Below are 20,562 nucleotides of genomic sequence, written 5' to 3'. Positions count from 1 at the left end.
TAACCATAGTCAGATCCGGCATTTCTGAAGCGCGCAGTGAACCTCTATAGTCCTGATATCTCAACCGATTCAGGACTTTTTTATGCGCCAATTACTGCCGCTGTTATTCACTACCGCCCTGTTGCTCAGCCCCGGTTCCCAGGCCGCCACGCCAGCCGATACGCTGATCGTTGCCATCTCGCTTGACGGGATTATCAGCTTTGATCCGGCGGAGAGTTTTGAAACCGTCAGCACCAGCAGCCTGCGTAACGTCTACCAAACGCTGGTCACGCCGGATATCAGCGACCCTCGTCAGCTCAGGCCGCAGCTGGCCAGCAGCTGGCAGCCGGGGAGCAGCGAGCACAGCCTGCTGATTACCCTGCAAGCGGACGCGAAGTTTGCCAGCGGCAATCCCGTCACTGCCGACGATGTCATTTACTCGCTGACGCGTGCGGTGAAGCTGAATAAAACCCCGGTGTTTATCCTCGGGGAGTTTGGCTGGACGCCAGACAATGTGGATGCGCAGTTTACCCGGCGCGGCGACCATCAGCTGGAGATCCGCTGGCAGTCGGCAATTGGGCGCGATCTGGCTCTGCGCCTGCTGACCTCACCCGTCGCCTCGGTAGTGGACAGCAAGCTGGTGCAGCAGCACGTGACGGATCGGGACGCTGGCAACGGCTGGCTGCGCACCCACTCGGCAGGTAGCGCGGCCTACAGCATCCGCAACTACGTGCCCCAGCAGGCGCTGGTGCTGGAGCAGAACCCGCACGCTCAGCCAGCCCCCCCTCTCAAGCGGGTGATCCTGAAGAACGTCAGCGATGCCGGTTCACGCCGCCTGCTGCTGGAGAGCGGCGATGCCGACGTCGCCTATAATTTGGGCGCCGACCAGTTCGCCACGCTGCAAAAGCAGGGCAAGGTGCAGGTCGCCAGCTTCCCCTCCAGCCTGATCTATTACCTCGGCTTCAATACCCAGGATAAGCAGCAACCGGCGCTGGGCAACCCCGCGCTGTGGCAGGCTGCCCGCTGGCTGGTGGATTACAACAGCCTTTCTCAGCAGCTGTTGAAAGGCCAGTATCAGGTGCATCAAACGTTCCTGCCTGCCGGTTTTGAGGGCGCGCTGACCAACCAGCCGTTCCACTACGATGTGGCGAAAGCCAAAGCGATCCTGGCGAAGGGCGGGATCAAGCCCGGCACGCGCTTTGCGCTGACCGTCGTCAGCCAGCCGCCGTACAGCGATATTGCCCAGGCGCTGCAGGCGAGCTTTGCTAAAGCGGATATTCAGATTGATATTCAGCCGGTCGCCGAGTCCGAGCTGTGGAGCAAAATGCGCAGCCGCAATTTCCAGTCGATCTTTATCTACTGGGGCGCGGATTACGTTGATGCCAACAGCAATGCCAGCACCTTCGCCTATAACGTCGCGGGCGGCCCGAAAACGCTGGCGTGGCGCGTTGGCTGGAATATCCCGGAATTGAGTGCCAAAACGCGCGCGGCGGCGGCGGAAAGTGATACGCAAAAACGCACGGCGCTTTATCAGCAGCTGCAAACAGACATCCAGCAAAATTCACCGTTTGTGGTCTCGTTACAGGGGCAACAACTTGTCGGGCTGGGGAAAAATATTCAGGGGGCACATCAGGGCATTGGTATCAGCCTGCTGTACTTTGACCGCGTTAGTAAGCAATGAGGGAATAACTCGTCATCTCCGTCAGCTACGGAGCACCCCGTAGCTGACCGCATCAAAGCTGAAGATCAGGAGATGGCTGAACCCGAGGCGTGTTTCTGTTTATCCGCTTCAAAATGCGTTTTAAACTGCTCGTAGATAGAGATCATATTTGATGCATCTCCCTGCAGCGGGCTGAGCTTCCCCGCACGTACCAGTTCAATCACCAGCTGTAAGGCAGCCTGCTTCGGGCTGCTGGACGGATGGGCAATTTCGTTCGACATAATCATTTCCGCTAAAACAGTAAAAACGCACTCTAGCAAGTTTGGCCCCTTTTCGTCACGCTTTTTACCCCGCCGGACAAAGTTGTACAAAGAAAAATAAACTTGTACAAGTTTGGCGAAGCGGCTAAAGTAACTCCTGTAACGAATTATGCATTTGCATGGCCTCAGGAAGTGTTGCTGGGTTTCCCACTTCCCGAGGCTTATTTTTCTCCCCCCTTTCCCCCCTCTTTTTCTGCCGCTTCGATTAACCTTTCGTGCCAAAAGATAAATTTTCTTGATCCCTGACAGGATAAACGGGCAAAAATCAGCTTAAATTTTAACCTTACCGATGATAAAAGGAGGTTGAAATGAAACGACAGACCGTTGCATCATCCGCAATTCATTCAGTGGGTTACGATGCAGATAAGCGCATACTGGAAGTTGAAACTCTGGGCCACGGTACCTGGACCTATTGCGATGTTCCTCTGACAACATGGCACTTCTTTATGGCCTCCCCGTCTAAGGGGTCTTTCTTCTATCAGCACATTAAGCATCAGTTTTCCCAGCATTAATGCCGTAGCCCACGGGCGGAAGCAGCAGCGCTTCCGCCATCGTATTGCTACCACTCAAAATAAGAGTTATCCCATAGAGTCGCCGGGCGGTTAACGCCGATATTGCCAGACGTTTATCTTCATTGATGGTGTTGCGCTCTGGATCCTCGCCTCCAGCGCCAGCCCTATTGACAGCCTGCGCTCACGGAGGGCACCCATGTTGCTATCGGAAAGTAAATTAAAGCTCACTAAAGCCCGGTTGATTTGCGCCACGCTGGCGCTGTACGCCGCGTTGATAGCCGTTTCCAGCGCGCAAACCCTTTCGATATCCCTGTCGCAGGAGCAGGATGGCGGTGATGCGGGGCGCGCCTGTATCTACGTGCATCAGGGCAAAGCAGAATTCCGCGTGGTCAAACCCGGTGAAAGCTGCGCGGCGCAAATTACCGTAGAAACGCATCCCAGCTAAACAAACGGCAAATTTTGCGGGTAAACACAGCAGGATTTTACCAAGGTATGTTACATTTACCCTAAGTTGAAGCCTGTAGAGACTTTGCAGTGCTGCCCTAGCAAAGGAATCTGTTGTTGAAAACCCTCAATATTAAATTACTTACGCTGATTGCGACCTTTTTGGTGATCCTGCTGCACACCGCAGAGATCCCCTACGGCTCATTTCATAACGGCTGGTCGGTTGCAGTGATGTATGACACGCTGGGGCGAATTTCATTTCCGCTTTTCCTGCTGATTGCGGGCTATATCTCTCTAAATAAAAATGAATCCCTGCTCAGCACGCTAAAAACGCGCGTGCTGGATTTGCTGATCCCGCTGGTGGCCTGGACAATTATCTATTTTGTCTACGACCGCACGGTGAATGACAGCCCAAAACCCTTTAGCCTGCTGGATTTACTCAGCACCCCGGCCTACAGCCATCTGTGGTTCATTTACACGCTAATTCTGCTCTACCTGGTCACTCCGCTGCTTAATACCTTTATTCAACACGGCAGCCAGCAGCGCATCAACTATATTCTCGCCGTCTGGTTCGCGCTGGCATCGGTCTATATGCTGTTTGATAACTTCAAAGAGAGCGTGCTGGAAAATCACCTTCTACAGAACCCCAGTAATATCGATATGGTGGTCTACCTTTCCGGCTTTTATATTATTGGTGGCGTAGTAAGGCGTTATAAGCTCGCGCCAAAAGTGACTATCGCCTCGGTGATATTCGTGCTCAGCGCGGTGCTGACTGCGGTGATGGAGTACTCGCTGTCGCGCAGTATCGGCAGGCCGGACGGAATTTTTCTGTTCTATTCTGCGCCGACGGTCGTTACGCTGGCGCTGGCCTGTTTCTTTATGCTGCTGAATGCGCCATTACAATTTACCCGGCGCGTTAATCTGGCGATTCGCGGTCAGGCAAAGCTCAGCGTAGGTATCTTCTTTGTGCATATGCTGGTGCTGGAGAGCGTGCTGCGCCTGGTGGCAGTGGAGTTCAATGGTTACTACTCGGCGTTCACCATCCCAGCCGTAGCGCTGGCAGTGTTTATACTCTCTTCGCTGATTATTGCACTGGTGATGCGCGTGCCGTGGCTGCGCAAGCTGGTGTAGCTCGATGGCCGCCCAGCATATCACTGAACGGCCGCGTATTTCCGGGGGCAGCAGCCCCGGCTACAGGCAGGTAGTCAGTACCTTGCCTCCGCAAATTTGTGCGGTTGATTGATGGCCCTGCGGGCAATCCAGTAGAGTAAAATACGTTCGTCATCGCTATCCTGATCGGCCATTGCCAGCAGCTTCAGGCCCAGCGTGGCTTTGTTGACCGGTTGTCCCGTGATGCTGAGGTCAACCACGGCTTTACCGATGATATTGCACACTTCTTCCTCGTTCGTAACCGGCACTTCTGTTTCACTGCTCATCTTCTCCTCCTCTTTGGCTAAAGGTTAAGCATAGCAAATCTGACACAATTGCCAGGCAGAGTAGGAACATTCGCATTAGCGAGCCGCGCTGGCCCAGGGTAAGCGGGTTAGTGAGTGCCCACGATACACCCATGCAGGCGGCAGGTTAGCCAGCACGCGCGTGCGGTTCCAGGCGAAGTATTCAGAGAGCAGCGGCTCGGATAATGAGGTGTACTGGAACTGAACAAACACGCCGTTTTCACTCAGCTGTTCGGCGGCACGCTGCAGAATGCGGTGGCGCACCCCGTGGGGCAGCGACAGCAGCGGCAGGCCGGAAAATATCGCATCAAACTCCCCCTCCAGCGTTTCCGCCGACTCGCCGCTCACCTGTAAACGATTGTCATGCAGGGATGCCAGGCGCGGATGAAAGCGCGGGTTGGTTTCGAAAGCCAGCAGGCTGGCATCCGCCCGCATTCTGCTTAGCAGATGGCGGGTTAACACGCCCTCCCCGGCACCTAATTCCGCTACGCGCAGGCACTGCTGCCATTCGACGGCGTCTGACATGGTTTTACACAGCGTTTGGGAAGAGGGAGCAATGGTCCCGGTTTTGCGCGGATCGGCGATAAACTCTTGTAAGTAACCGGTTTTATCTTTGATATACGACAGTGCGGTCAACAACATCTTTCATCCCCTGGCCAATTTGACTTAGTCCAGTAGGCCATAACTTGGTTAACAAGTTCTTAAAACCTGCAGGATCCCCCTAAAACCAGGATAAATCGCAAAAATTGCACACTTTTCAGCCAGATCGAGAGCATCAGAGGATATTCTGAAAAATAGCGTGGATTTCCAGCTTATTACGGCCATCTTTCACAGCCAGGGTTAACCGCGCAGGCGACGGGAAAAATCTCACTATTGCATTGCCGCCGTGTTATCACGCGTGGCATACAGGGATAGATGACACAACAGGTCCGGTTATTAATGGATCTTTTTAGCATCCAGCGGTACTGGAGTGCGGCTATTTTTGCCGTTGTTCACCCATTTCACCTCGCCATAAATCTCATTATGCTTCCTCTGCAGCACCAGAATCTCAACGCCCGAGGATAATAATATGAAACGCGTCAAATCACTTTTATTGCTGGCATTACTGGCAGGCAGCAGCAGTACCTGGGCCGTGACCGGAGCGGGTGAAGCAGCAGGCAGCAGCGCATCGTCAATGTCTGATGGCACCTCTAATGCCGTTGGCGTTGGCGCCGTTGCCGCGCTGCTGGGTATCGCTCTCGCGACGTCCAGCGGCGGCGATGGCTCGAACACCGGCACCACCACAACGACAACCTCAACGGTTGCGCACTGATTAAATTTTAGAACGCACAGCAGCTCATGGCCTTGCATGCAGCGCAAGGCCATTCATCCGTTAGCGCCTCAGATTTTATCCAACAGTGCGTTCAGCACCTGTTCGATCTCCTGCCGCTCTGCCCGATCCAGTCCCAGTAACGGACGGGGTAACACAGGCTGGCAAATCCCCAGAATCTCTACAGCGGCATACATCACCCGCAGGCTGCTGAGACGCTGGAACAGCTGCCACATCGGCGCCAGTATCTGATTCAGCTCGGCCACCTGCTCTGCATCCCCCGCCTGAGCCGCCCGCATCAGTGCCTGTGCGTGCTGCGGCAGTAGCCCACCCAGCACGCTGAACCACAGATCGCCCCCTGCCAGCAAGGCATTGCCCGCATTCCAGTCACCGCTAAAACCCACGGCAAAACCCGGGGCAAAGCGGGCGCGCAGTTCATTGACATCATCGCGACGGGTCGCGGGCTGAGCAGGCTGTTTCAGCGCCTGAATCTGCGGAAGGGTTCCCAGGCGCTGCAGCAGTTCAGGTGAAAAGGTAAAGTGCGTGGTGCCCGGGTTATGGTAGATACAGATCGGCAGATCGCTGGCCTGCGCCACGGCGGCATAGTGCTGGAATACCTCTTCGTCAGACAGCGGCGTATAGGAGACCGGAGCCAGCAAAATACCGCGTGCGCCCGCTTGTGCGGCATCGGCAGCCAGCTGGCAGGCATCATCGGTACGCAACGCCCCGGCGCTGGCAATCACCGGAATATCCCCCAGACAGGCCACCGCCGCTTCAATAGCGCGCTGCTTTTGCTCACGGCGGAGATAAGCGTAAAGACCGGTGCTACCGAGTAAACCGACAGAATCGACCCGGGCATGTTTCAGGCGCAGCAGCAGTTTTTCCAGCGCGCGGATATCCACTACGCCAGCGGCGTCAGTCGGGGTGATGGGAAAAGCAGAAAGTCCTTGAAACAGTGCCACAGAAACTCCTTATTACACCGCCTGACGGTGAACAACGACAGATAGCAGAAACTTCAACCGCTCAGCACGTGTGGAACAGGCTGGTACTGAGCTTGTCACCTATACTGATAAGCAAACCGGATTATCAAAGGAGTGAAAGATGTTAATTGGCTTCGTTTTACTCGTCAGCGCCTGTGGGCATGACGCCTGTGATGCACTTCCGGTATCTGAGCATATCTTTCCCAGCCGCTACGCCTGCGAACAGATGGCTGAACGCATTCATCAGCGCCGCCCCAACGTGGTGCTGCTGTGCGGTGAGGTCTACCGATAATGCGTGATGATTAACCGTCTGCGGCAGGCGCCGCTTCATCCACATAGCGCGTCACCGCCAGCAGGCGGTTTACATGGGTCAACAGCAGGTCAACGTCCGTTTGCAGGAAACCGTCTCCGCTCTGGGAGGCGGTCAGAATGGCATTCTGGATATTGTCTGAAATAGAGGAAGAGGTCCCCTTACCCACGGTCAGCAGCAGTGCCGCAATCAGCAGCGACTGCGCCTCAACCTGAGCGGTTAGCTCTTTGTTATCCACATCCATTTTGGCCATTTTCATCAGAATATCGATCACCAACTGCTTCATCGTACTTTTATCCTCTCAGTTTATTCGTAAGAAATTACCATTCCCCCCGAAACGGGTAAACAGGATTTGATCACCTTATTGCCCCTGTTTGCCCATAAATGCGCTTTCCTCCTATAGCGGGATCGGCTGCCTGCTGCCAGGCTTGGCAGATAAGTTAAGGAGAGCCCATGTTTCGTTATATCACGTCCCTGTTTTCCAGCCCGGAGTACCTGCTACAGGTGATGAGCCAGAATGACATCGCCGAATCAATTGAAGAGGGTGAGCGCATCCTGATCGACGAAGATGGCAGTGCAATGGTCAATATTTCCAGCCCGGAAGTGCGCGCCGATTTTGCCCGCCACGTAGCGATACTGAAGAGGGCATAAAATGGGAACGGCCATTTTTATGGTGCTGATGGTCTGCGGTTACTGGTATACCAGCCGCGACCTTTCCACCCGCTTCAAAATCAAACGGTCGTTTGGCTGGGATGTTTACTTCCTGGTTGCTCTGTACGGCTGTATTTTCGTCCTGCAAGGGGTGATCGCCACCGCGCTTATCTGGCTGCTGCTGCTGCTGGTCTCGGCTATTTTCAATGCTATCCCGCAGCTGGCTGATGGCCTGCATCATCAGTGGCAAGTTGAATTTATGACCTGGAGCTTTTTAGGCATTCAGGCCCCCGTTGTGGTCATGCTGACCTTCGCCGTCGCCTTCTGTTTTTATCGCTCCAACTGGTCCGGCAGCGCACGCCTTAACAGCTCTGACCGCAAAAAATTGTATAAGAAGCTCTCGCGCTCCAATGGCGTCGAGGGGCTGCTGTTTCAGTGTATGGAGGAAGGCGAGCTGGCATGGGTGACATTGAAATCACGGCGCATCTATATCGGCATGATCCACACGGCGTCGTTTGAGCCTGAGATAACCGCCAATGTGGTGCTGATCCCGATGCTGAGCGGCTATCGTGATGGAAAGACCTTAAATCTCAATATTGAGCATAACTACAGCCGCTGGTATGCCGAGCATGGCATTACGCTGGAGTCAGAGCCTAAGTCGGCAATGGCGTTTCGCAAGGTGATCATGCTGGACCAGATTGAGAGTTTTTCGCTGTTTGATGCGGCCAGCGCCAGCGCGCTGGCGTTAAAAGATGAAGAGCAGCCCTCAGAAAAGCAGCGAGACCAGCCAGAATCCGGCGATGGTCATCAGCAGTGAACCCAGCACGTGGATCATCACCGAAGCAATAGCCCACAGATAGTTGCCGGCCTGCATCAACGTCACGACCTCCAGCGAGAATGTGGAAAAGGTGGTCAGGCCGCCGCACATGCCGGTAATAATCAGCAAGCGCCAGGTCGGATCGACCTGCGGATGGCGCAGGAACCATGCCATCGCTAAGCCGATAATCAGCCCGCCCACCAGATTGACCAGCAGCGTGCCGGGCGGCAGGTTGGGAAACAGCGCGTTGAGACGCAACGACAGCAGCCAGCGTAACGCACAGCCAAAGGCACCGCCCAACATGACAGCAAGTAAAGGTTTCAGCATAAGTTCCTCAGCGAATTTCGAGGCGGGTGCCAGCAGGCAAATAAACAGATAGCCTGATACACCCGCCTCTGGTTGAACAGAGTCAGGGTTATCAGGCGTCATCAGCCCCTTACGGACGAGGCGGTTGGGAAAGGTGGAACACCATCACCTTATAGCGATTAAGATAATCAGCGAACCCTCGTTTTGCAAGTGGCCTATACAGCAGGAGTTAATATCCTGCGTACACTAATTTCTTAGCGCTTATCCACCACCATCTTCACCGCCAGGCCCGCCAGCACGGTGCCCATCAGCCAGCGCTGCAGTTTCTGCCAGCCGGGGCGCGTCGCGAGGAAGGCGGCAATCGTTCCCGCAGCAAAAATGATCGTTCCGTTGACCAGCATACTGGTGACGATCTGCGTGATGCCCAGCGTCAGCGACTGTGCCAGCACGTGGCCCTGTTCGGGGTGGATAAACTGCGGCAGCAGCGTCAGATAGATTATCGCGGTTTTCGGGTTAAGCAGGTTGGTGAGCAGCCCCATGCTGAACAGCTTGCGCGGGCTGTCCGGCGGCAGGTCGCGCAGCTGGAAAGGCGACCTCCCGCCGAAAATCGCCTGCCACGCCATCCACAGCAGATAGGCTGCCCCGGCAAATCGCAGCGCGTCATACGCCAGTGGCACCGCCATCAGCAGCGCGGTAATCCCCAGCGCGGCACAGACCATATAAAACATAAAACCGAGCGCCACGCCGCACAGTGAAATATACCCTGCCCTGCGCCCCTGGCAGAGCGAGCGCGAGATCAGATAGATCATATTCGGACCGGGCGTTAACACCATGCCGAGGGCAATGGCGGCAAAGGGAATAATCTGCGCGAGCGTGACCATTTAAACCGCCTTACTCTCTGTTAACCGCGAATCGTATCGTCGCCGTAGGCCACCCACTTGTAGGTGGTTAGCGCTTCCAGCCCCATCGGGCCGCGGGCGTGCAGCTTCTGGGTGCTGACCGCCACTTCCGCGCCCAGGCCAAACTGCCCACCGTCGGTAAAGCGCGTGCTGGCGTTGACATATACCGCTGAGGAGTCCACTTCGTTAACGAAGCGGTCAGCATGCTGAATGGTGCGCGTCAGAATAGCGTCCGAATGCTGAGTGCCATACTCGCGAATGTGGGCAATGCCCTCGTCGAGGTCATCCACCAGCTTGACGTTAAGATCCAGCGCCAGCCACTCATCGCGATACTGCTGTTCCGTCACGGCGCTGACCGCCGCCGGGCCGCTGCTGAGCAGCGGCAGAGAGCGTGCGTCGGCATGCAGGGTGATACCTTCTGCGGCCATGCGCGCGCTCAGCGCAGGCAGGAAGCTGTCGGCAATTTGCGCATCAATCAGCAGCGTTTCCACCGAGTTACAGGCGCTCGGGCGCTGTTTCTTGGCGTTAACGATCACCTTCAGCGCGGCTTCCAGCTCAATACTCTTATCCACATAGATATGGCAAACGCCGATCCCACCGGTGATCACCGGGATGGTCGACTGTTCGCGACACAGCTTGTGCAGCCCTGCCCCGCCGCGTGGGATCAGCATATCGACATAGCGATCCAGCTTCAGCAGCTGATTCACCAGCTCCCGATCCGGGCTTTCAATCGCCTGAATCGCACCCGCTGGCAGGCCATGCTGCTGCAGGGCATCCTGGATCACCCGCACGGTAGCGGCGTTGGTGCGGTATGTCTCTTTACCGCCGCGCAGGATCGCCGCATTACCGGTTTTCAGGCACAGCGTGGCGACGTCCACGGTCACATTCGGGCGCGCTTCGTAGATCACCCCAACCACGCCAAGCGGCACGCGGCGGCGCTCAATGCGCAGCCCGCTGTCGAGCTTGCCGCCGTCGATCACTACCCCAACAGGATCGGCCAGGCGGCACACCTGACGAACGTCGTCGGCAATCCCCTTCAGCCGCGCCGGGTTCAGCATCAGGCGGTCGAGCAGCGCTTCACTCATGCCGTGGCTGCGCGCATCGGCAAGGTCAAGCTGGTTGGCCGCAAGGATAGGCGCACTCTGCGCTTCCAGGCGATCGGCAATGGTCATCAGGACCTGATTTTTCTCGGCGGTGGAGAGCACCGACAGCTGGTACGAGGCGGCCTTAGCGGCCTTACCCATTTGTTCAAGCATGCGCGTTCCTTAAGAAACAATCATATCGTCGCGGTGCACGGCAACCGGACCATATTCATAACCTAAAATTTCGCCGATCTGCTGGGAGTGGTGCCCGGCAATCATGCGCATTGCATCGCTGTTATAGCGCGATACGCCGTGGGCAACGTCGCGCCCCTGCAGGCTGCGAATACGGATCACTTCGCCACGCGAGAAGTTACCGCTGATTTCGCGGATGCCTTTCGGCAGCAGAGAGCTGCCGCGTTCGAGGATCGCCGACAGCGCGCCGTCATCGACCACCAGCTCACCGGCGGGCGGCGCACCAAAGATCCAGCGTTTGCGGTTCTCCAGCGGCGTTTCAAAGGCGTGGAAACGCGTACCGACCGGGTTGCAGGCGATGACATCGGCAATCACGCCGGGGCGGCTACCGGCGGCGATAATGGTGTCGATGCCCGCCCGGCAGGCGACGTCGGCGGCCTGCAGTTTGGTCGCCATGCCACCGGTGCCGAGGCCGGACACGCTATCCCCGGCCAGTGCACGCAGCGCATCATCAATGCCGTGGACGTTGCTGATCAGTTCTGCTTGCGGGTTATTACGCGGATCGGCGGTAAACAGCCCCGGCTGATCGGTCAGCAGCAGCAGCTTGTCGGCACCGGCCAGAATCGCCGCCAGCGCCGACAGATTGTCGTTATCACCCACTTTGATTTCCGCGGTAGCAACGGCGTCATTTTCATTAATCACTGGCACGATATGGTTGTCGAGCAGCGCACGCATGGTGTCGCGGGCGTTGAGAAACCGCTCGCGATCTTCAAGGTCTGCGCGGGTCAGCAGCATCTGGCCGATGTGGATGCCGTAAATTGAGAACAACTGTTCCCACAGCTGGATCAGGCGGCTCTGCCCCACCGCAGCCAGCAGCTGCTTAGAGGCGATGGTCGGGGGCAGTTCGGGGTAGCCAAGATGCTCACGCCCGGCCGCCATCGCGCCCGAGGTAACAATGACAATCCGGTGGCCCGCCGCGTGCTGCTGCGCGCACTGACGCACCAGCTCAACGATGTGTGCCCGATTCAGCCGACGCGATCCGCCGGTCAGTACGCTGGTCCCCAGTTTGACTACCAGGGTCTGACTGCTGCTCATTAAATTCCTGCCATTCGTAAAAAAGAGTACAGAGAAACGTTTTAGCAGGTGTGGTGGCTGAAGCCAACAGCCATCAAGGGAAAACGGCGAAAAAGGCCTGACCACTCGCTAGACCAAAAGTTCGCAATTAACAAGAAATGTTGAAAACTGTAATAAATCTTTAATGGAGAAAGGGTAAAAAGTCCGTGCTTTCAGCAGAGCCTTCGGGCCACTTAAAAATTTTACTCTTTCGGGATTGATTGAAAATGATGAAGAAAAGCGCACTGGCAATCTTAACCGCGGCTCTGGCTCTGTCCACCGCTGCACAAGCCGCAGAAGTCTATAACAAAGACGGCAATAAGCTGGATTTCTACGGCAAAGTTAAAGCAATGCGTTATATGAGCGATGCGGATACTAACGCCAGCAACAATGCTGACAAGTCTTATACCCGTATCGGCTTCAAAGGTCAGACCCAGATTAACGACCAGCTGACCGGCTACGGCCAGTGGGAATATAACTTCAGCCTGAGCAACTCCGAAGGGGGTTCTGACGCACAGTCTGGCAACAAAACCCGTCTGGGCTTTGCCGGTCTGAAACTGAAGGATTACGGCTCAATCGACTACGGCCGTAACTACGGCGTGATCTACGACGTTGAAGCCTTCACCGATATGATGCCAGAGTTCGGCGCAACGGCTTATACCCGCGCTGACACCTACATGCTGACCCGTGGTAACGGCATGCTGACCTACCGTAACAATGACTTCTTCGGTCTGGTTGATGGTTTGAAGTTTGCCTTACAGTACCAGGGCAAAAACGACGCATCCTCTACCCGTAATGCCAACGTCTCTAACGGCGACGGCTATGGCGCATCACTGTCGTACAGAATTATTGAAGGTCTGACCGTCAACGGGGCAGTCTCTTCTTCTAACCGTCTTATCCAGACGCAGAAAGAGTCAACTTACGGTGCAGGTGAGAAAGCGGAAGCCTGGGCAACCGGGGTGAAATATGACAACAACGGGGTTTATCTGGCCGGTACTTACGCTGAAACGCGTAACATGAATCCCATTAACAGCGGCGCCACCTTCACGCAGAACGGCACCACCACGGCAGTTTCTGGCTACGTGAACAAACTGCAGAACATTGAATTGGTTGCGCAGTATCAGTTTGATTTCGGCCTGCGCCCGTCACTGGCCTACGTGCAGACCAAAGGCAAAGATATGGAAAACGGGATTGGCGATGCTGACCTGTACAAATTTGTTGATATCGGCGCCACCTACTACTTCAACAAAAACATGTCGACCTTCGTAGATTACAAAGTCAACCTGCTGAACGACGACAATAAACTCGGTCTCAACACCGACGATATCGTTGCTGTCGGCGTGATGTATCAGTTCTAACGCTGTCAACACTGTGACAACGCCACTGCCACAGTGAGCCTTACCCCTCGTTATGTGTCTATAAAAAAGGCTGGAGTTATCCAGCCTTTTCTTTTATTTCAGATTTTACGCGGTGAGCTTCACCGGTTCGTCGGCGAAATCTGCCGCCGGAACCAGCCCTAACTTCAGCTCTGCCAGCTGGGCTTTCAAACGTTCGTGGAAATTACGCAACGTCTCTTCGAGCCGGGCATTATTATCCTTACCTTTCACCGTCGATGGCTTCCAGTTGCCTTCTTTATCGAACAGGCCAAAGTGATACTCATAGGTAAAATGGTCGGACTGAGCTTCAAGCTCCATCCACCAGCCCCAGAACTCACGCAGCTCGGGTGCGGGTTTCACATTGACGCAAACTGCCAGACAGTCAAAGAAGAAACGGTCACCCTCACATTTTCCTTCTCTGATATAAGGACCTAAAGAGTGAAAGCGCTTAATCAGCTTACTCCTCGGGTGTCCACTCGGTAACGTCATCGCTTAACCTCCTTCATTGGGCCTATAGTTGTAGCGCAAAACCATGAATTATGGCAACTCATGCGCGTAAACGCTCCGATATCCAGTCGCAAATATCGCGAACTGCCTTATCGAAGTTGCCCATCGCCGGGGTGGGATTGATTTTTAACAGCCGCCCGGCGCTGGAAGAGCTGACGATTAAGCGCGACTCCTCTTCCGGGCTGAAAGGATCGTGCGGCCAGTAACCGGACAGCATGGGCACCGGGCAGCGGCGTCCCAGCAGTCCCTGAATTTTTAGCGAGAAGCGGCTCAGTTCAGTGCGCAGAGCGCTGTCCGAGGTGCTCGACATGCCAAGACGGCTGGCGAGCATATCCATATACATCTCCGGCACGCGGTCCTGTAGGTTAGTGTCGCTCAGCAGGCTATGCACCACCGGCCCCAGGCAGGCCACGGCGCGCAGGTGCTGGCTTTCCAGATACGCCAGCCGTACCGCGACGTTGGCGCCGAAGCGAAAGCCAAACGCCGCCACGCGCGTATGGTCGACCCACGGCACGGTATTCAGCTGGCGCAGCACCTGCTGATGCAGGAAGCTGGAGTCCTGCGTCAGCTTCCATTTCGCGGAGAACCCGACCGACGGCATATCCAGCGTCAGCATCGCAATGCCGCGCGGCGCCAGGTAGTCATGGAACAGGCGATAATGGTCGCTCTGCAGCGCGTCGAGGCTGCCGCACATGATGACCGTAGGATACGGCGCTTTCACATCGGCAGGCATATGCAGGAAGCCGATCACCGGGCTACCGCCGGGAATGGCAAACTCCAGCTCTTTCAGCTCGCCAGACAAGCGGTTGGTGGCTTCTTCATAGGCACGGCTGGCCAGCAGCTGCGCCTGCTCCGCCAGCTCATCCTCTTTAAGATGCGGGTAAGCCGCCACGCTGTAGAGGTTGGCGGCATGCAGCCAGTGTTGACCTGCCTGCGCATCGTCGCTGCACTCGCTGGCTTTCTGCTGCCACTGTGCGCCCTGCTTCGACCACTCGTAAATCCAGTTGCCGCCGCGATAGCCAATCACCGTATCCAGCAGTTTGTCATCGGTATGCTCCACGTTGCTGGCGGCAATGCGCGCCAGCACTTCGCTAATCTCCTGCGGAGAGATGCCGCGCCAGCTCCACAGCAGGCGGTTAATCATGCGATACCAGCCAGCATGATTCTCCCCGTCCAGCGCGGAGTGAATACTTAGCGGATTATGGTGGGCGAGACGGCGCACCAGCGATGAAGTTTCCGGGTGCTTGAAGCGCGGCTTGAACAGTTCTTCGCTGAGATTTTTCGGCGACATAACAGGGAGGTCCTCCGGCGTGCTAGTAGTGTTTTAGTCTACCGTAGGCCGGGGATTGACGCGAAGAGTAAAAACAGATGCGCCCGGCATAACCGGGCGCACTTTGATCTCACGCAGCGCTGAGAGAGCCAGCGTGGCGGGATCAGCCTTTAACCAGCGGTGGAAGATAAACCACGCCCATGTCCCAGGGCTGCTCAATCCAGGTGTTCTGCGGGATGTCGATAATGTAGTCGTCAACCAGTGGACGACCGGCAGGCTTGGCGAAAATCGTCACGAAGTGCGCTTTCGGGTACATATCGCGGATCGCCTGGGCAGTGCCGCCAGTGTCGACCAGGTCATCAATCACAATAAAGCCTTCGCCATCGCCTTCGGCACGCTTCAGCACTTTCATTTCGCGCTGATTATCGTGGTCATAACTGGAGATGCAAACGGTATCCACATGGCGGATGCACAGCTCGCGCGCCAGCAGCGCAGCAGGCACCAGGCCCCCACGGCTCACGGCGATAATGCCTTTCCACTGTTCAGCAGGCAGCAGGCGCTGGGCAAGTTTACGGGCATGGATTTGCAGCATGTCCCAGGTGACGACGTATTTTTCACTCATAAAAGAATCCCGACCAGTAAACCTGGCTTAAAAATTGTGCAATGGGAGCGGTTGCGCGAAATTATAGTGATCTGAGGCGCTAAAAACCAGCACCAGTGGCCCTCCAGACCCTTTTTTCCTGGGGCGAAAGAAGCATGAGGCGATAATCGGTGATATTCTTTTGCCATCGCGCCGGATCCGCTGGCGGGAATCGTCTAACCGATATCACTGCATGCCCCCTGCCAGCGCGGCAGGTCGGTGATGCTGACACAGGAGAGTTATCGTGTCTGAATTGTCTCAATTATCCCCGCAGCCGCTGTGGGATATTTTTGCCAAAATCTGCTCCATTCCGCATCCTTCCTATCATGAAGAGCAGCTGGCTGCCCATATCATGTCGTGGGCGAGCGAGCAGGGTCTGTGGAACGAACGTGACCAGGTTGGCAACATCCTGATCCGCAAACCAGCAACCCCAGGTTATGAGAACCGCCAGCCGGTGGCGTTGCAGGCGCACCTTGACATGGTGCCGCAGAAAAATAACGACACGGTACATGACTTCACCAAAGATCCGATTCAGCCATGGGTCGATGGTGAGTGGGTGAAAGCGCGCGGCACCACGCTGGGCGCGGATAACGGCATCGGCATGGCGTCTGCGCTGGCCGTGCTGGCCGATAACAGCCTGCAGCATGGACCGCTGGAAGTGCTGCTAACCATGACCGAAGAGACCGGCATGGCCGGTGCATTCGGCCTCAAGGCTGGCTGGCTGCAGGCCGATATTCTGATCAACACCGACTCCGAAGAGGAAGGTGAGATCTATATGGGCTGCGCCGGCGGTATCGACTTTACCAGCACCCTGCCCCTGAGCCGTGAAGCTATCCCTTCAGGTTTCCAGACGCTGAAGCTCACCCTAAAAGGTCTGAAAGGCGGCCACTCCGGCTGTGATATTCACGTCGGTTTGGGTAATGCCAACAAATTGCTGGCGCGCTTCCTGTTTACTCACGCCAAGGATCTCGACCTGCGGCTGGTGGACTTCACCGGCGGCACGCTGCGTAACGCCATCCCGCGTGAAGCTTTTGCCACCCTGGCCGTTGCGCCGGAGCAGGTCGACAAGCTGAAATCGCTGGCGGCGGGCTACCTGCTGACGCTGCAAAACGAGCTGAGCCTGAAAGAGAAAAATATCACCATCGTGACGGAAGACGTTGCCAGCACCGGGCAGGCGTTAAACGCCAGCAGCCGCGATGCCTTTATTGCCCTGCTGAACGCCACGCCGAACGGGGTGATCCGCAACTCTGACGTGATGAAAGGCGTGGTGGAAACCTCGCTGAACGTCGGCGTGGTGAGCTTTGACGGTAATGAAGCGAAAATCAACTGCCTGATCCGCTCGCTGATCGACAGCGGCAAGGATTACGTGGTGGAAATGCTAACTGCGCTCGGCGAACTGGCCGGTGCTAAAACGCTGGCGAAAGGCAGCTACCCTGGCTGGCAGCCGGATGCCACCTCACCAGTGATGGCGCTGGTGCGTGAAACCTATGAAAAGCTGTTTGATAAAACGCCGAATATTCAGGTGATCCACGCCGGCCTGGAGTGCGGGCTGTTTAAAGAGCCGTACCCGCAGATGGATATGGTGTCGATTGGGCCAACCATTACCGGGCCACACTCGCCGGATGAGCAGGTACATATTAAGAGCGTTGGCCTGTACTGGCAGCTGCTGACCGCGTTACTGCAGGCGATTCCGGTTAAATAACCCGGCGCATCGGGCGGACCGAAAAAGAGGGTCCGCCCCTACTGTAGGGGCCGATCATTTTTTTCGATCGGCCCGTGTTTTCAAGGCCGATCATTTTTTTCGATCGGCCCGTGTTTTCAGGACCGACCATTTTTTTCGATCGGCCCGAGTTTCTTTTTACAACCCCAGCAACAGCTGCCGCTCAATCTGCGGATCCAGCATGGTGACATGCAGCCCCACCAGCCTGACTCCGCGCCCGCCGCGCCGTTCATCCCAGCTTTTGCGCGCTATCGCAATCAAATCGGCTTTATTCAGTTCCGGCCAGACGTGCTCCTGGGTGGTCAGCTGGAAATCATTGAACTTCAGCTTGACGCCCTGGCGAGCAATCTGCCGATCCGGGCGAATATTGCTCAAGCGCCTTTCCAGCTCGTCGTATAAGCGGTCGATAATCTCCAGGCAGTCTTCCCAGTCGTGGATATCCTGCGACAGCGTGCGCTCCACGCCGAGGGATTTACGCTGGCGCTCGGTGACCACTTCGCGCTCGTCAATACCGTTGCAGCGCTCCCACAGTACGCGCCCGAACTTACCGAAGCGCTTCAAAAGCAGCGTCAGATCGGTTTTTTGCACGTCGCCGCAGGTCGTCAGCCCCAGCTCCTCCAGCTTGCGCGCGGTGACTTTCCCCACGCCTGGGATCTTTGCCAGCGGCAGCGTCAGCAGGAACGGCGCCATTTCATCGGGGGTGATGACAAACTGGCCGTTGGGCTTGTTTAAATCGGAGGCGATTTTAGCCAGAAACTTGACCGGCGCCACGCCTGCCGAAGCGGTGAGATTAAGCTCCTGCTGAATAGTGTCGCGGATCTGGCGGGCGATCAGGGTGGCGGAGCCGTGGCAGTGCACACTGTCGGAGACATCGAGATAGGCTTCATCCAGCGACAGCGGCTCAATCAGCGGGGTAAAACGTGAGAAGATGTCGCGAATATGCGCGCTGGCTTCTTTATAAGCTTCATAGCGGCCGGGGATCACCGTCAGGTGGGGGCAGAGCTTCAGCGCCATCGCAGTGGACATCGCGCTGTGTACGCCATATTTACGTGCCGGGTAGTTCGCGGTGCTGATCACGCCGCGCTGTTTTTCGCTGCCGCCAATGGCGATGGGAATGTCGCGCAGGGACGGATTATCGCGCATTTCCACTGCGGCGAAAAAGCAGTCCATATCCACGTGAATAATTTTACGCATAACCCCCCTCCGACGATACTGGATAAGTATACAGTCAATTTTGCAGAGTTCAATGCAGCGCATAAACGTCGGTCATCACTAAATTGCCGCTTTTTATCCTTCACTATCTTGCTAAAAAAATAGACAATGCTAATGTGACGCAGCGATAGTGGATTCGTCCTATATTGTCAGTTAACAGACGCCTTCCGGCGTTGCTTTCCACCCCTACTTTTCAAGGGAAACAGAATGGGCAAAATCGCACTGCTGTTTGCGATGATTTTTCTGCCAGCCGTTGTCTTCGCCAGCGTACCCGATGCGGTTACCCCTCTGGCGCCGGTAAGCAAAGAGTTAAAGAAACAATTACTCGGCACCCCCGTGTATCTGCAAATTTTCAAAGAAGAGCGCACGCTTGAGCTTTACGGCAAGATCGGCAACGAATATCGCCTGCTCAACAGTTATCGCATCTGTAATTTCTCCGGCGGCCTTGGGCCAAAACGCGTGCAGGGTGACTTCAAAAGCCCGGAAGGTTTCTACAGCGTGGGGCTCTCCCAGCTGAAGCCTGATAGCCGCTTCTACCGGGCAATTAACGTCGGTTTCCCGAACGAGTACGATCGTCAGCAGGGTTATCAGGGGAAATATCTGATGATCCACGGCAACTGCGTGTCGATTGGCTGCTATGCCATGACCGATGCCTATATGGATGAGATTTATCACTATGTGGAAGCCGCACTGCGCAATGGCCAGCCGCGTGTTGAGGTGAGCATCTATCCATTCCGCATGACGGAAAGTAATATGCAGCGCCACCGCTACTCAACCTATTACAATTTCTGGAAACAGCTACAGCCGGGATATGCGCAGTTCGTGCAGACGAAGCAGCCGCCGTTTGTCAGCGTCAGCGATGGCAAATATGTGTTGAGCCGCCCAATGTCGAACGGCACAACGGCACCTGACTCAGCGCTCGCGCTCACCCAGGCAAAATAACGCCCACTCGCCTGGCGCAATCTTGTGCCAGGTTTCATTCGCCGTTAGCGGCTGGGTGGCGACCACGGTGACCACATCGTTCGGTGTGGTCTGCTTCTGAAAATCAATCTCCACATCCTGATCCAGCAGCTTGGCTTTGCCAAACGGCGCGCGCCGGGTGATCCAGAACAGATTGGTCGAGCAGAACGCCATCAGATAGCGCCCGTCCGACAGCAGCATATTAAATACCCCCTTCCCACGCAGTTCACCCGCCAGTTCGGCGATATAGCGGAATACCGCCGGCCAGTTGCCTGGCGTGCGCGGATAGCGCGTGGTCAGCTTGTGCAGTAGCCAGCAGAATGCCAGTTCACTGTCGGTTTCACCAATCGGACGATGGGGGCCGGTATCGAGGTTTTTATACCCCTTCAGCTGCCCGTTGTGGGCATAGGTCCAGTTGCGGCCCCACAGCTCACGGGTAAACGGATGGGTGTTTTCCAGCGACACTTCCCCGCGGTTGGCCTGGCGAATATGCGCCACGACCGAACAGGATTTTATCGGGTACTCCTGCACCAGGCGCGCAATCGGCGACTGGAAGCTGGGCTGTGGATCTTTAAATGTGCGGCAGCCCTTTCCTTCATAAAAGGTAATGCCCCAGCCATCTTTATGCGGACCCGTTCCCCCCCGCGCTGCACCAGCCCGGTAAAGCTAAAACAGATGTCCGTCGGGACATTGGCGCTCATCCCGAGCAGTTCGCACATAGAATTACCTCAGTGAAAATTAGAAGCAGACCCAATCCCCTCACTATTTCGCGCTGCAGGCAGGCGGCAAGCAAGTGAATCCCCGGAAGCTTACATCAGTAAGTAACCGGGGTTCGCGAGAGCAGCCCAC

The 20,562-nt window shown here is 56.0% G+C and carries 24 protein-coding genes, 1 pseudogene and 1 riboswitch; of the genes and pseudogenes, 11 read left to right on the top strand and 14 right to left on the bottom strand.

Features of this window, described 5'->3' with window-relative positions:
- Positions 1-82: 82 nt before the first annotated feature.
- Positions 83-1,660, top strand: coding sequence for an ABC transporter substrate-binding protein (locus ACLI4M_RS14760; protein WP_133624333.1), 1,578 nt, complete (start codon positions 83-85; stop codon positions 1,658-1,660).
- Positions 1,661-1,725: 65 nt separating this feature from the next.
- Here the strand turns inward: ACLI4M_RS14760 and ACLI4M_RS14755 are convergent, their stop codons facing one another.
- Complete coding sequence (locus ACLI4M_RS14755; RefSeq protein ID WP_048917021.1) at positions 1,726-1,920, bottom strand: hypothetical protein; 195 nt, start codon at positions 1,918-1,920, stop codon at positions 1,726-1,728.
- A gap of 347 nt (positions 1,921-2,267) precedes the next feature.
- Between ACLI4M_RS14755 and ACLI4M_RS14750 the strand changes: the two genes are divergently transcribed.
- From ACLI4M_RS14750 to ACLI4M_RS14740, 3 genes are all read left to right on the top strand, one after another.
- Positions 2,268-2,471, top strand: coding sequence for a KTSC domain-containing protein (locus ACLI4M_RS14750; protein WP_133624334.1), 204 nt, complete (start codon positions 2,268-2,270; stop codon positions 2,469-2,471).
- A gap of 196 nt (positions 2,472-2,667) precedes the next feature.
- Positions 2,668-2,916, top strand: coding sequence for a hypothetical protein (locus tag ACLI4M_RS14745; protein ID WP_133624335.1), 249 nt, complete (start codon positions 2,668-2,670; stop codon positions 2,914-2,916).
- 113 nt (positions 2,917-3,029) lie between these two features.
- Entirely contained in the window at positions 3,030-4,046 is a 1,017-nt protein-coding gene (locus ACLI4M_RS14740; protein ID WP_133624336.1) for an acyltransferase, read from the top strand.
- A 74-nt stretch (positions 4,047-4,120) separates the two neighbouring features.
- Here ACLI4M_RS14740 and ACLI4M_RS14735 read toward each other — a convergent pair whose 3' ends face one another.
- Together ACLI4M_RS14735 and ACLI4M_RS14730 are read right to left on the bottom strand one after the other, a co-directional pair.
- Positions 4,121-4,351, bottom strand: coding sequence for a hypothetical protein (locus ACLI4M_RS14735; protein WP_048917024.1), 231 nt, complete (start codon positions 4,349-4,351; stop codon positions 4,121-4,123).
- A gap of 75 nt (positions 4,352-4,426) precedes the next feature.
- Complete coding sequence (locus ACLI4M_RS14730) at positions 4,427-5,011, bottom strand: class I SAM-dependent methyltransferase (protein ID WP_180276723.1); 585 nt, start codon at positions 5,009-5,011, stop codon at positions 4,427-4,429.
- A 427-nt stretch (positions 5,012-5,438) separates the two neighbouring features.
- Between ACLI4M_RS14730 and yjbE the strand changes: the two genes are divergently transcribed.
- Positions 5,439-5,681 carry an exopolysaccharide production protein YjbE gene (gene yjbE, locus ACLI4M_RS14725; protein ID WP_099753610.1) on the top strand — a complete coding sequence of 81 codons (243 nt, stop codon included), beginning with the start codon at positions 5,439-5,441 and terminating at the stop codon, positions 5,679-5,681.
- Positions 5,682-5,749: 68 nt separating this feature from the next.
- Here the strand turns inward: yjbE and ACLI4M_RS14720 are convergent, their stop codons facing one another.
- Positions 5,750-6,640, bottom strand: a complete 891-nt coding sequence (locus ACLI4M_RS14720; RefSeq protein WP_048917026.1) for a dihydrodipicolinate synthase family protein — start codon at positions 6,638-6,640, stop codon at positions 5,750-5,752.
- Positions 6,641-6,779: 139 nt separating this feature from the next.
- Between ACLI4M_RS14720 and ACLI4M_RS14715 the strand changes: the two genes are divergently transcribed.
- The gene (locus ACLI4M_RS14715) at positions 6,780-6,950 is read left to right on the top strand and encodes a hypothetical protein (RefSeq protein ID WP_099753612.1); all 171 of its coding nucleotides are present in this window, start codon (positions 6,780-6,782) and stop codon (positions 6,948-6,950) included.
- A gap of 10 nt (positions 6,951-6,960) precedes the next feature.
- Here the strand turns inward: ACLI4M_RS14715 and iraP are convergent, their stop codons facing one another.
- Positions 6,961-7,254: an anti-adapter protein IraP gene (gene iraP, locus ACLI4M_RS14710; RefSeq protein ID WP_133624337.1), complete on the bottom strand. Its 294-nt coding sequence runs from the start codon at positions 7,252-7,254 to the stop codon at positions 6,961-6,963.
- A 167-nt stretch (positions 7,255-7,421) separates the two neighbouring features.
- Here iraP and ACLI4M_RS14705 point away from each other — a divergent pair, with 167 nt between their 5' ends.
- Positions 7,422-7,619 carry a hypothetical protein gene (locus tag ACLI4M_RS14705; protein WP_133624338.1) on the top strand — a complete coding sequence of 66 codons (198 nt, stop codon included), beginning with the start codon at positions 7,422-7,424 and terminating at the stop codon, positions 7,617-7,619.
- Between the two features lies 1 nt (position 7,620).
- The gene (locus ACLI4M_RS14700) at positions 7,621-8,436 is read left to right on the top strand and encodes a hypothetical protein (protein WP_133624339.1); all 816 of its coding nucleotides are present in this window, start codon (positions 7,621-7,623) and stop codon (positions 8,434-8,436) included.
- Here the strand turns inward: ACLI4M_RS14700 and crcB are convergent.
- The 4 genes from crcB to proB all read right to left on the bottom strand — a co-directional run bounded on the left by crcB (position 8,386) and on the right by proB (position 12,010).
- The gene (gene crcB / locus ACLI4M_RS14695; RefSeq protein WP_133624340.1) at positions 8,386-8,763 is read right to left on the bottom strand and encodes a fluoride efflux transporter CrcB; all 378 of its coding nucleotides are present in this window, start codon (positions 8,761-8,763) and stop codon (positions 8,386-8,388) included. The two genes, ACLI4M_RS14700 and crcB, sit on opposite strands and share 51 nt — an antisense overlap.
- An 85-nt stretch (positions 8,764-8,848) precedes the next feature.
- Positions 8,849-8,921: riboswitch (Fluoride riboswitch) on the bottom strand.
- Positions 8,922-8,996: 75 nt separating this feature from the next.
- Positions 8,997-9,623, bottom strand: coding sequence for a LysE family translocator (locus tag ACLI4M_RS14690; RefSeq protein WP_133624341.1), 627 nt, complete (start codon positions 9,621-9,623; stop codon positions 8,997-8,999).
- Between the two features lie 20 nt (positions 9,624-9,643).
- Positions 9,644-10,897 (bottom strand): glutamate-5-semialdehyde dehydrogenase, encoded by a 1,254-nt coding sequence (gene proA / locus ACLI4M_RS14685; RefSeq protein WP_133624342.1) that lies wholly within the window; start codon positions 10,895-10,897, stop codon positions 9,644-9,646.
- A gap of 9 nt (positions 10,898-10,906) precedes the next feature.
- Positions 10,907-12,010 carry a glutamate 5-kinase gene (gene proB, locus ACLI4M_RS14680; RefSeq protein WP_133624343.1) on the bottom strand — a complete coding sequence of 368 codons (1,104 nt, stop codon included), beginning with the start codon at positions 12,008-12,010 and terminating at the stop codon, positions 10,907-10,909.
- 245 nt (positions 12,011-12,255) lie between these two features.
- On the opposite strand from proB, the gene ACLI4M_RS14675 reads away from it, so the two are divergent.
- Positions 12,256-13,386, top strand: a complete 1,131-nt coding sequence (locus tag ACLI4M_RS14675; protein WP_062820975.1) for a porin — start codon at positions 12,256-12,258, stop codon at positions 13,384-13,386.
- Positions 13,387-13,491: 105 nt separating this feature from the next.
- Here ACLI4M_RS14675 and crl read toward each other — a convergent pair whose 3' ends face one another.
- From crl to gpt, 3 genes are all read right to left on the bottom strand, one after another.
- Entirely contained in the window at positions 13,492-13,893 is a 402-nt protein-coding gene (crl, locus tag ACLI4M_RS14670) for a sigma factor-binding protein Crl (RefSeq protein ID WP_048917039.1), read from the bottom strand.
- A gap of 58 nt (positions 13,894-13,951) precedes the next feature.
- Positions 13,952-15,202 (bottom strand): esterase FrsA, encoded by a 1,251-nt coding sequence (frsA, locus tag ACLI4M_RS14665; protein WP_099753613.1) that lies wholly within the window; start codon positions 15,200-15,202, stop codon positions 13,952-13,954.
- A gap of 142 nt (positions 15,203-15,344) precedes the next feature.
- The gene (gpt, locus tag ACLI4M_RS14660; protein ID WP_048917041.1) at positions 15,345-15,803 is read right to left on the bottom strand and encodes a xanthine phosphoribosyltransferase; all 459 of its coding nucleotides are present in this window, start codon (positions 15,801-15,803) and stop codon (positions 15,345-15,347) included.
- Between the two features lie 262 nt (positions 15,804-16,065).
- Here gpt and pepD point away from each other — a divergent pair, with 262 nt between their 5' ends.
- Entirely contained in the window at positions 16,066-17,523 is a 1,458-nt protein-coding gene (gene pepD, locus ACLI4M_RS14655) for a beta-Ala-His dipeptidase (protein ID WP_133624344.1), read from the top strand.
- Positions 17,524-17,679: 156 nt separating this feature from the next.
- On the opposite strand, the gene dinB is transcribed toward pepD, so the two are convergent.
- Complete coding sequence (gene dinB, locus ACLI4M_RS14650) at positions 17,680-18,735, bottom strand: DNA polymerase IV (protein WP_133624345.1); 1,056 nt, start codon at positions 18,733-18,735, stop codon at positions 17,680-17,682.
- 225 nt (positions 18,736-18,960) lie between these two features.
- On the opposite strand from dinB, the gene dpaA reads away from it, so the two are divergent.
- On the top strand, positions 18,961-19,695 hold the full coding sequence (gene dpaA / locus ACLI4M_RS14645) for a peptidoglycan meso-diaminopimelic acid protein amidase (protein ID WP_048917044.1): 735 nt from the start codon (positions 18,961-18,963) through the stop codon (positions 19,693-19,695).
- Here the strand turns inward: dpaA and ACLI4M_RS14640 are convergent.
- Positions 19,666-20,432 (bottom strand): annotated as a pseudogene (locus tag ACLI4M_RS14640) (class II glutamine amidotransferase). The gene dpaA and the pseudogene ACLI4M_RS14640 sit on opposite strands and share 30 nt — an antisense overlap.
- Between the last annotated feature and the right edge of the window lie 130 nt (positions 20,433-20,562).

Origin of the sequence: Erwinia sp. LJJL01 (assembly GCF_047300805.2) — a bacterium.
Lineage (GTDB): Bacteria > Pseudomonadota > Gammaproteobacteria > Enterobacterales > Enterobacteriaceae > Erwinia > Erwinia aphidicola.
The sequence above is the reverse complement of the archived record's forward strand: the minus strand, read 5'-3'. Positions and strand labels throughout refer to the sequence as shown.

Excerpts from the sequence above, each read along its gene's own strand:
- ACLI4M_RS14760 (WP_133624333.1), top strand. The coding sequence starts at position 83 with ATGCGCCAATTACTGCCGCTGTTATTCACTACCGCCCTGTTGCTCAGC.
- ACLI4M_RS14755 (WP_048917021.1), bottom strand. The coding sequence starts at position 1,920 with ATGTCGAACGAAATTGCCCATCCGTCCAGCAGCCCGAAGCAGGCTGCC.
- ACLI4M_RS14750 (WP_133624334.1), top strand. The coding sequence starts at position 2,268 with ATGAAACGACAGACCGTTGCATCATCCGCAATTCATTCAGTGGGTTAC.
- ACLI4M_RS14745 (WP_133624335.1), top strand. The coding sequence starts at position 2,668 with ATGTTGCTATCGGAAAGTAAATTAAAGCTCACTAAAGCCCGGTTGATT.
- ACLI4M_RS14735 (WP_048917024.1), bottom strand. The coding sequence starts at position 4,351 with ATGAGCAGTGAAACAGAAGTGCCGGTTACGAACGAGGAAGAAGTGTGC.
- ACLI4M_RS14730 (WP_180276723.1), bottom strand. The coding sequence starts at position 5,011 with ATGTTGTTGACCGCACTGTCGTATATCAAAGATAAAACCGGTTACTTA.
- yjbE (WP_099753610.1), top strand. The coding sequence starts at position 5,439 with ATGAAACGCGTCAAATCACTTTTATTGCTGGCATTACTGGCAGGCAGC.
- ACLI4M_RS14715 (WP_099753612.1), top strand. The coding sequence starts at position 6,780 with ATGTTAATTGGCTTCGTTTTACTCGTCAGCGCCTGTGGGCATGACGCC.
- iraP (WP_133624337.1), bottom strand. The coding sequence starts at position 7,254 with ATGAAGCAGTTGGTGATCGATATTCTGATGAAAATGGCCAAAATGGAT.
- ACLI4M_RS14705 (WP_133624338.1), top strand. The coding sequence starts at position 7,422 with ATGTTTCGTTATATCACGTCCCTGTTTTCCAGCCCGGAGTACCTGCTA.
- ACLI4M_RS14700 (WP_133624339.1), top strand. The coding sequence starts at position 7,621 with ATGGGAACGGCCATTTTTATGGTGCTGATGGTCTGCGGTTACTGGTAT.
- crcB (WP_133624340.1), bottom strand. The coding sequence starts at position 8,763 with ATGCTGAAACCTTTACTTGCTGTCATGTTGGGCGGTGCCTTTGGCTGT.
- ACLI4M_RS14690 (WP_133624341.1), bottom strand. The coding sequence starts at position 9,623 with ATGGTCACGCTCGCGCAGATTATTCCCTTTGCCGCCATTGCCCTCGGC.
- proA (WP_133624342.1), bottom strand. The coding sequence starts at position 10,897 with ATGCTTGAACAAATGGGTAAGGCCGCTAAGGCCGCCTCGTACCAGCTG.
- proB (WP_133624343.1), bottom strand. The coding sequence starts at position 12,010 with ATGAGCAGCAGTCAGACCCTGGTAGTCAAACTGGGGACCAGCGTACTG.
- ACLI4M_RS14675 (WP_062820975.1), top strand. The coding sequence starts at position 12,256 with ATGATGAAGAAAAGCGCACTGGCAATCTTAACCGCGGCTCTGGCTCTG.
- crl (WP_048917039.1), bottom strand. The coding sequence starts at position 13,893 with ATGACGTTACCGAGTGGACACCCGAGGAGTAAGCTGATTAAGCGCTTT.
- frsA (WP_099753613.1), bottom strand. The coding sequence starts at position 15,202 with ATGTCGCCGAAAAATCTCAGCGAAGAACTGTTCAAGCCGCGCTTCAAG.
- gpt (WP_048917041.1), bottom strand. The coding sequence starts at position 15,803 with ATGAGTGAAAAATACGTCGTCACCTGGGACATGCTGCAAATCCATGCC.
- dinB (WP_133624345.1), bottom strand. The coding sequence starts at position 18,735 with ATGCGTAAAATTATTCACGTGGATATGGACTGCTTTTTCGCCGCAGTG.
- dpaA (WP_048917044.1), top strand. The coding sequence starts at position 18,961 with ATGGGCAAAATCGCACTGCTGTTTGCGATGATTTTTCTGCCAGCCGTT.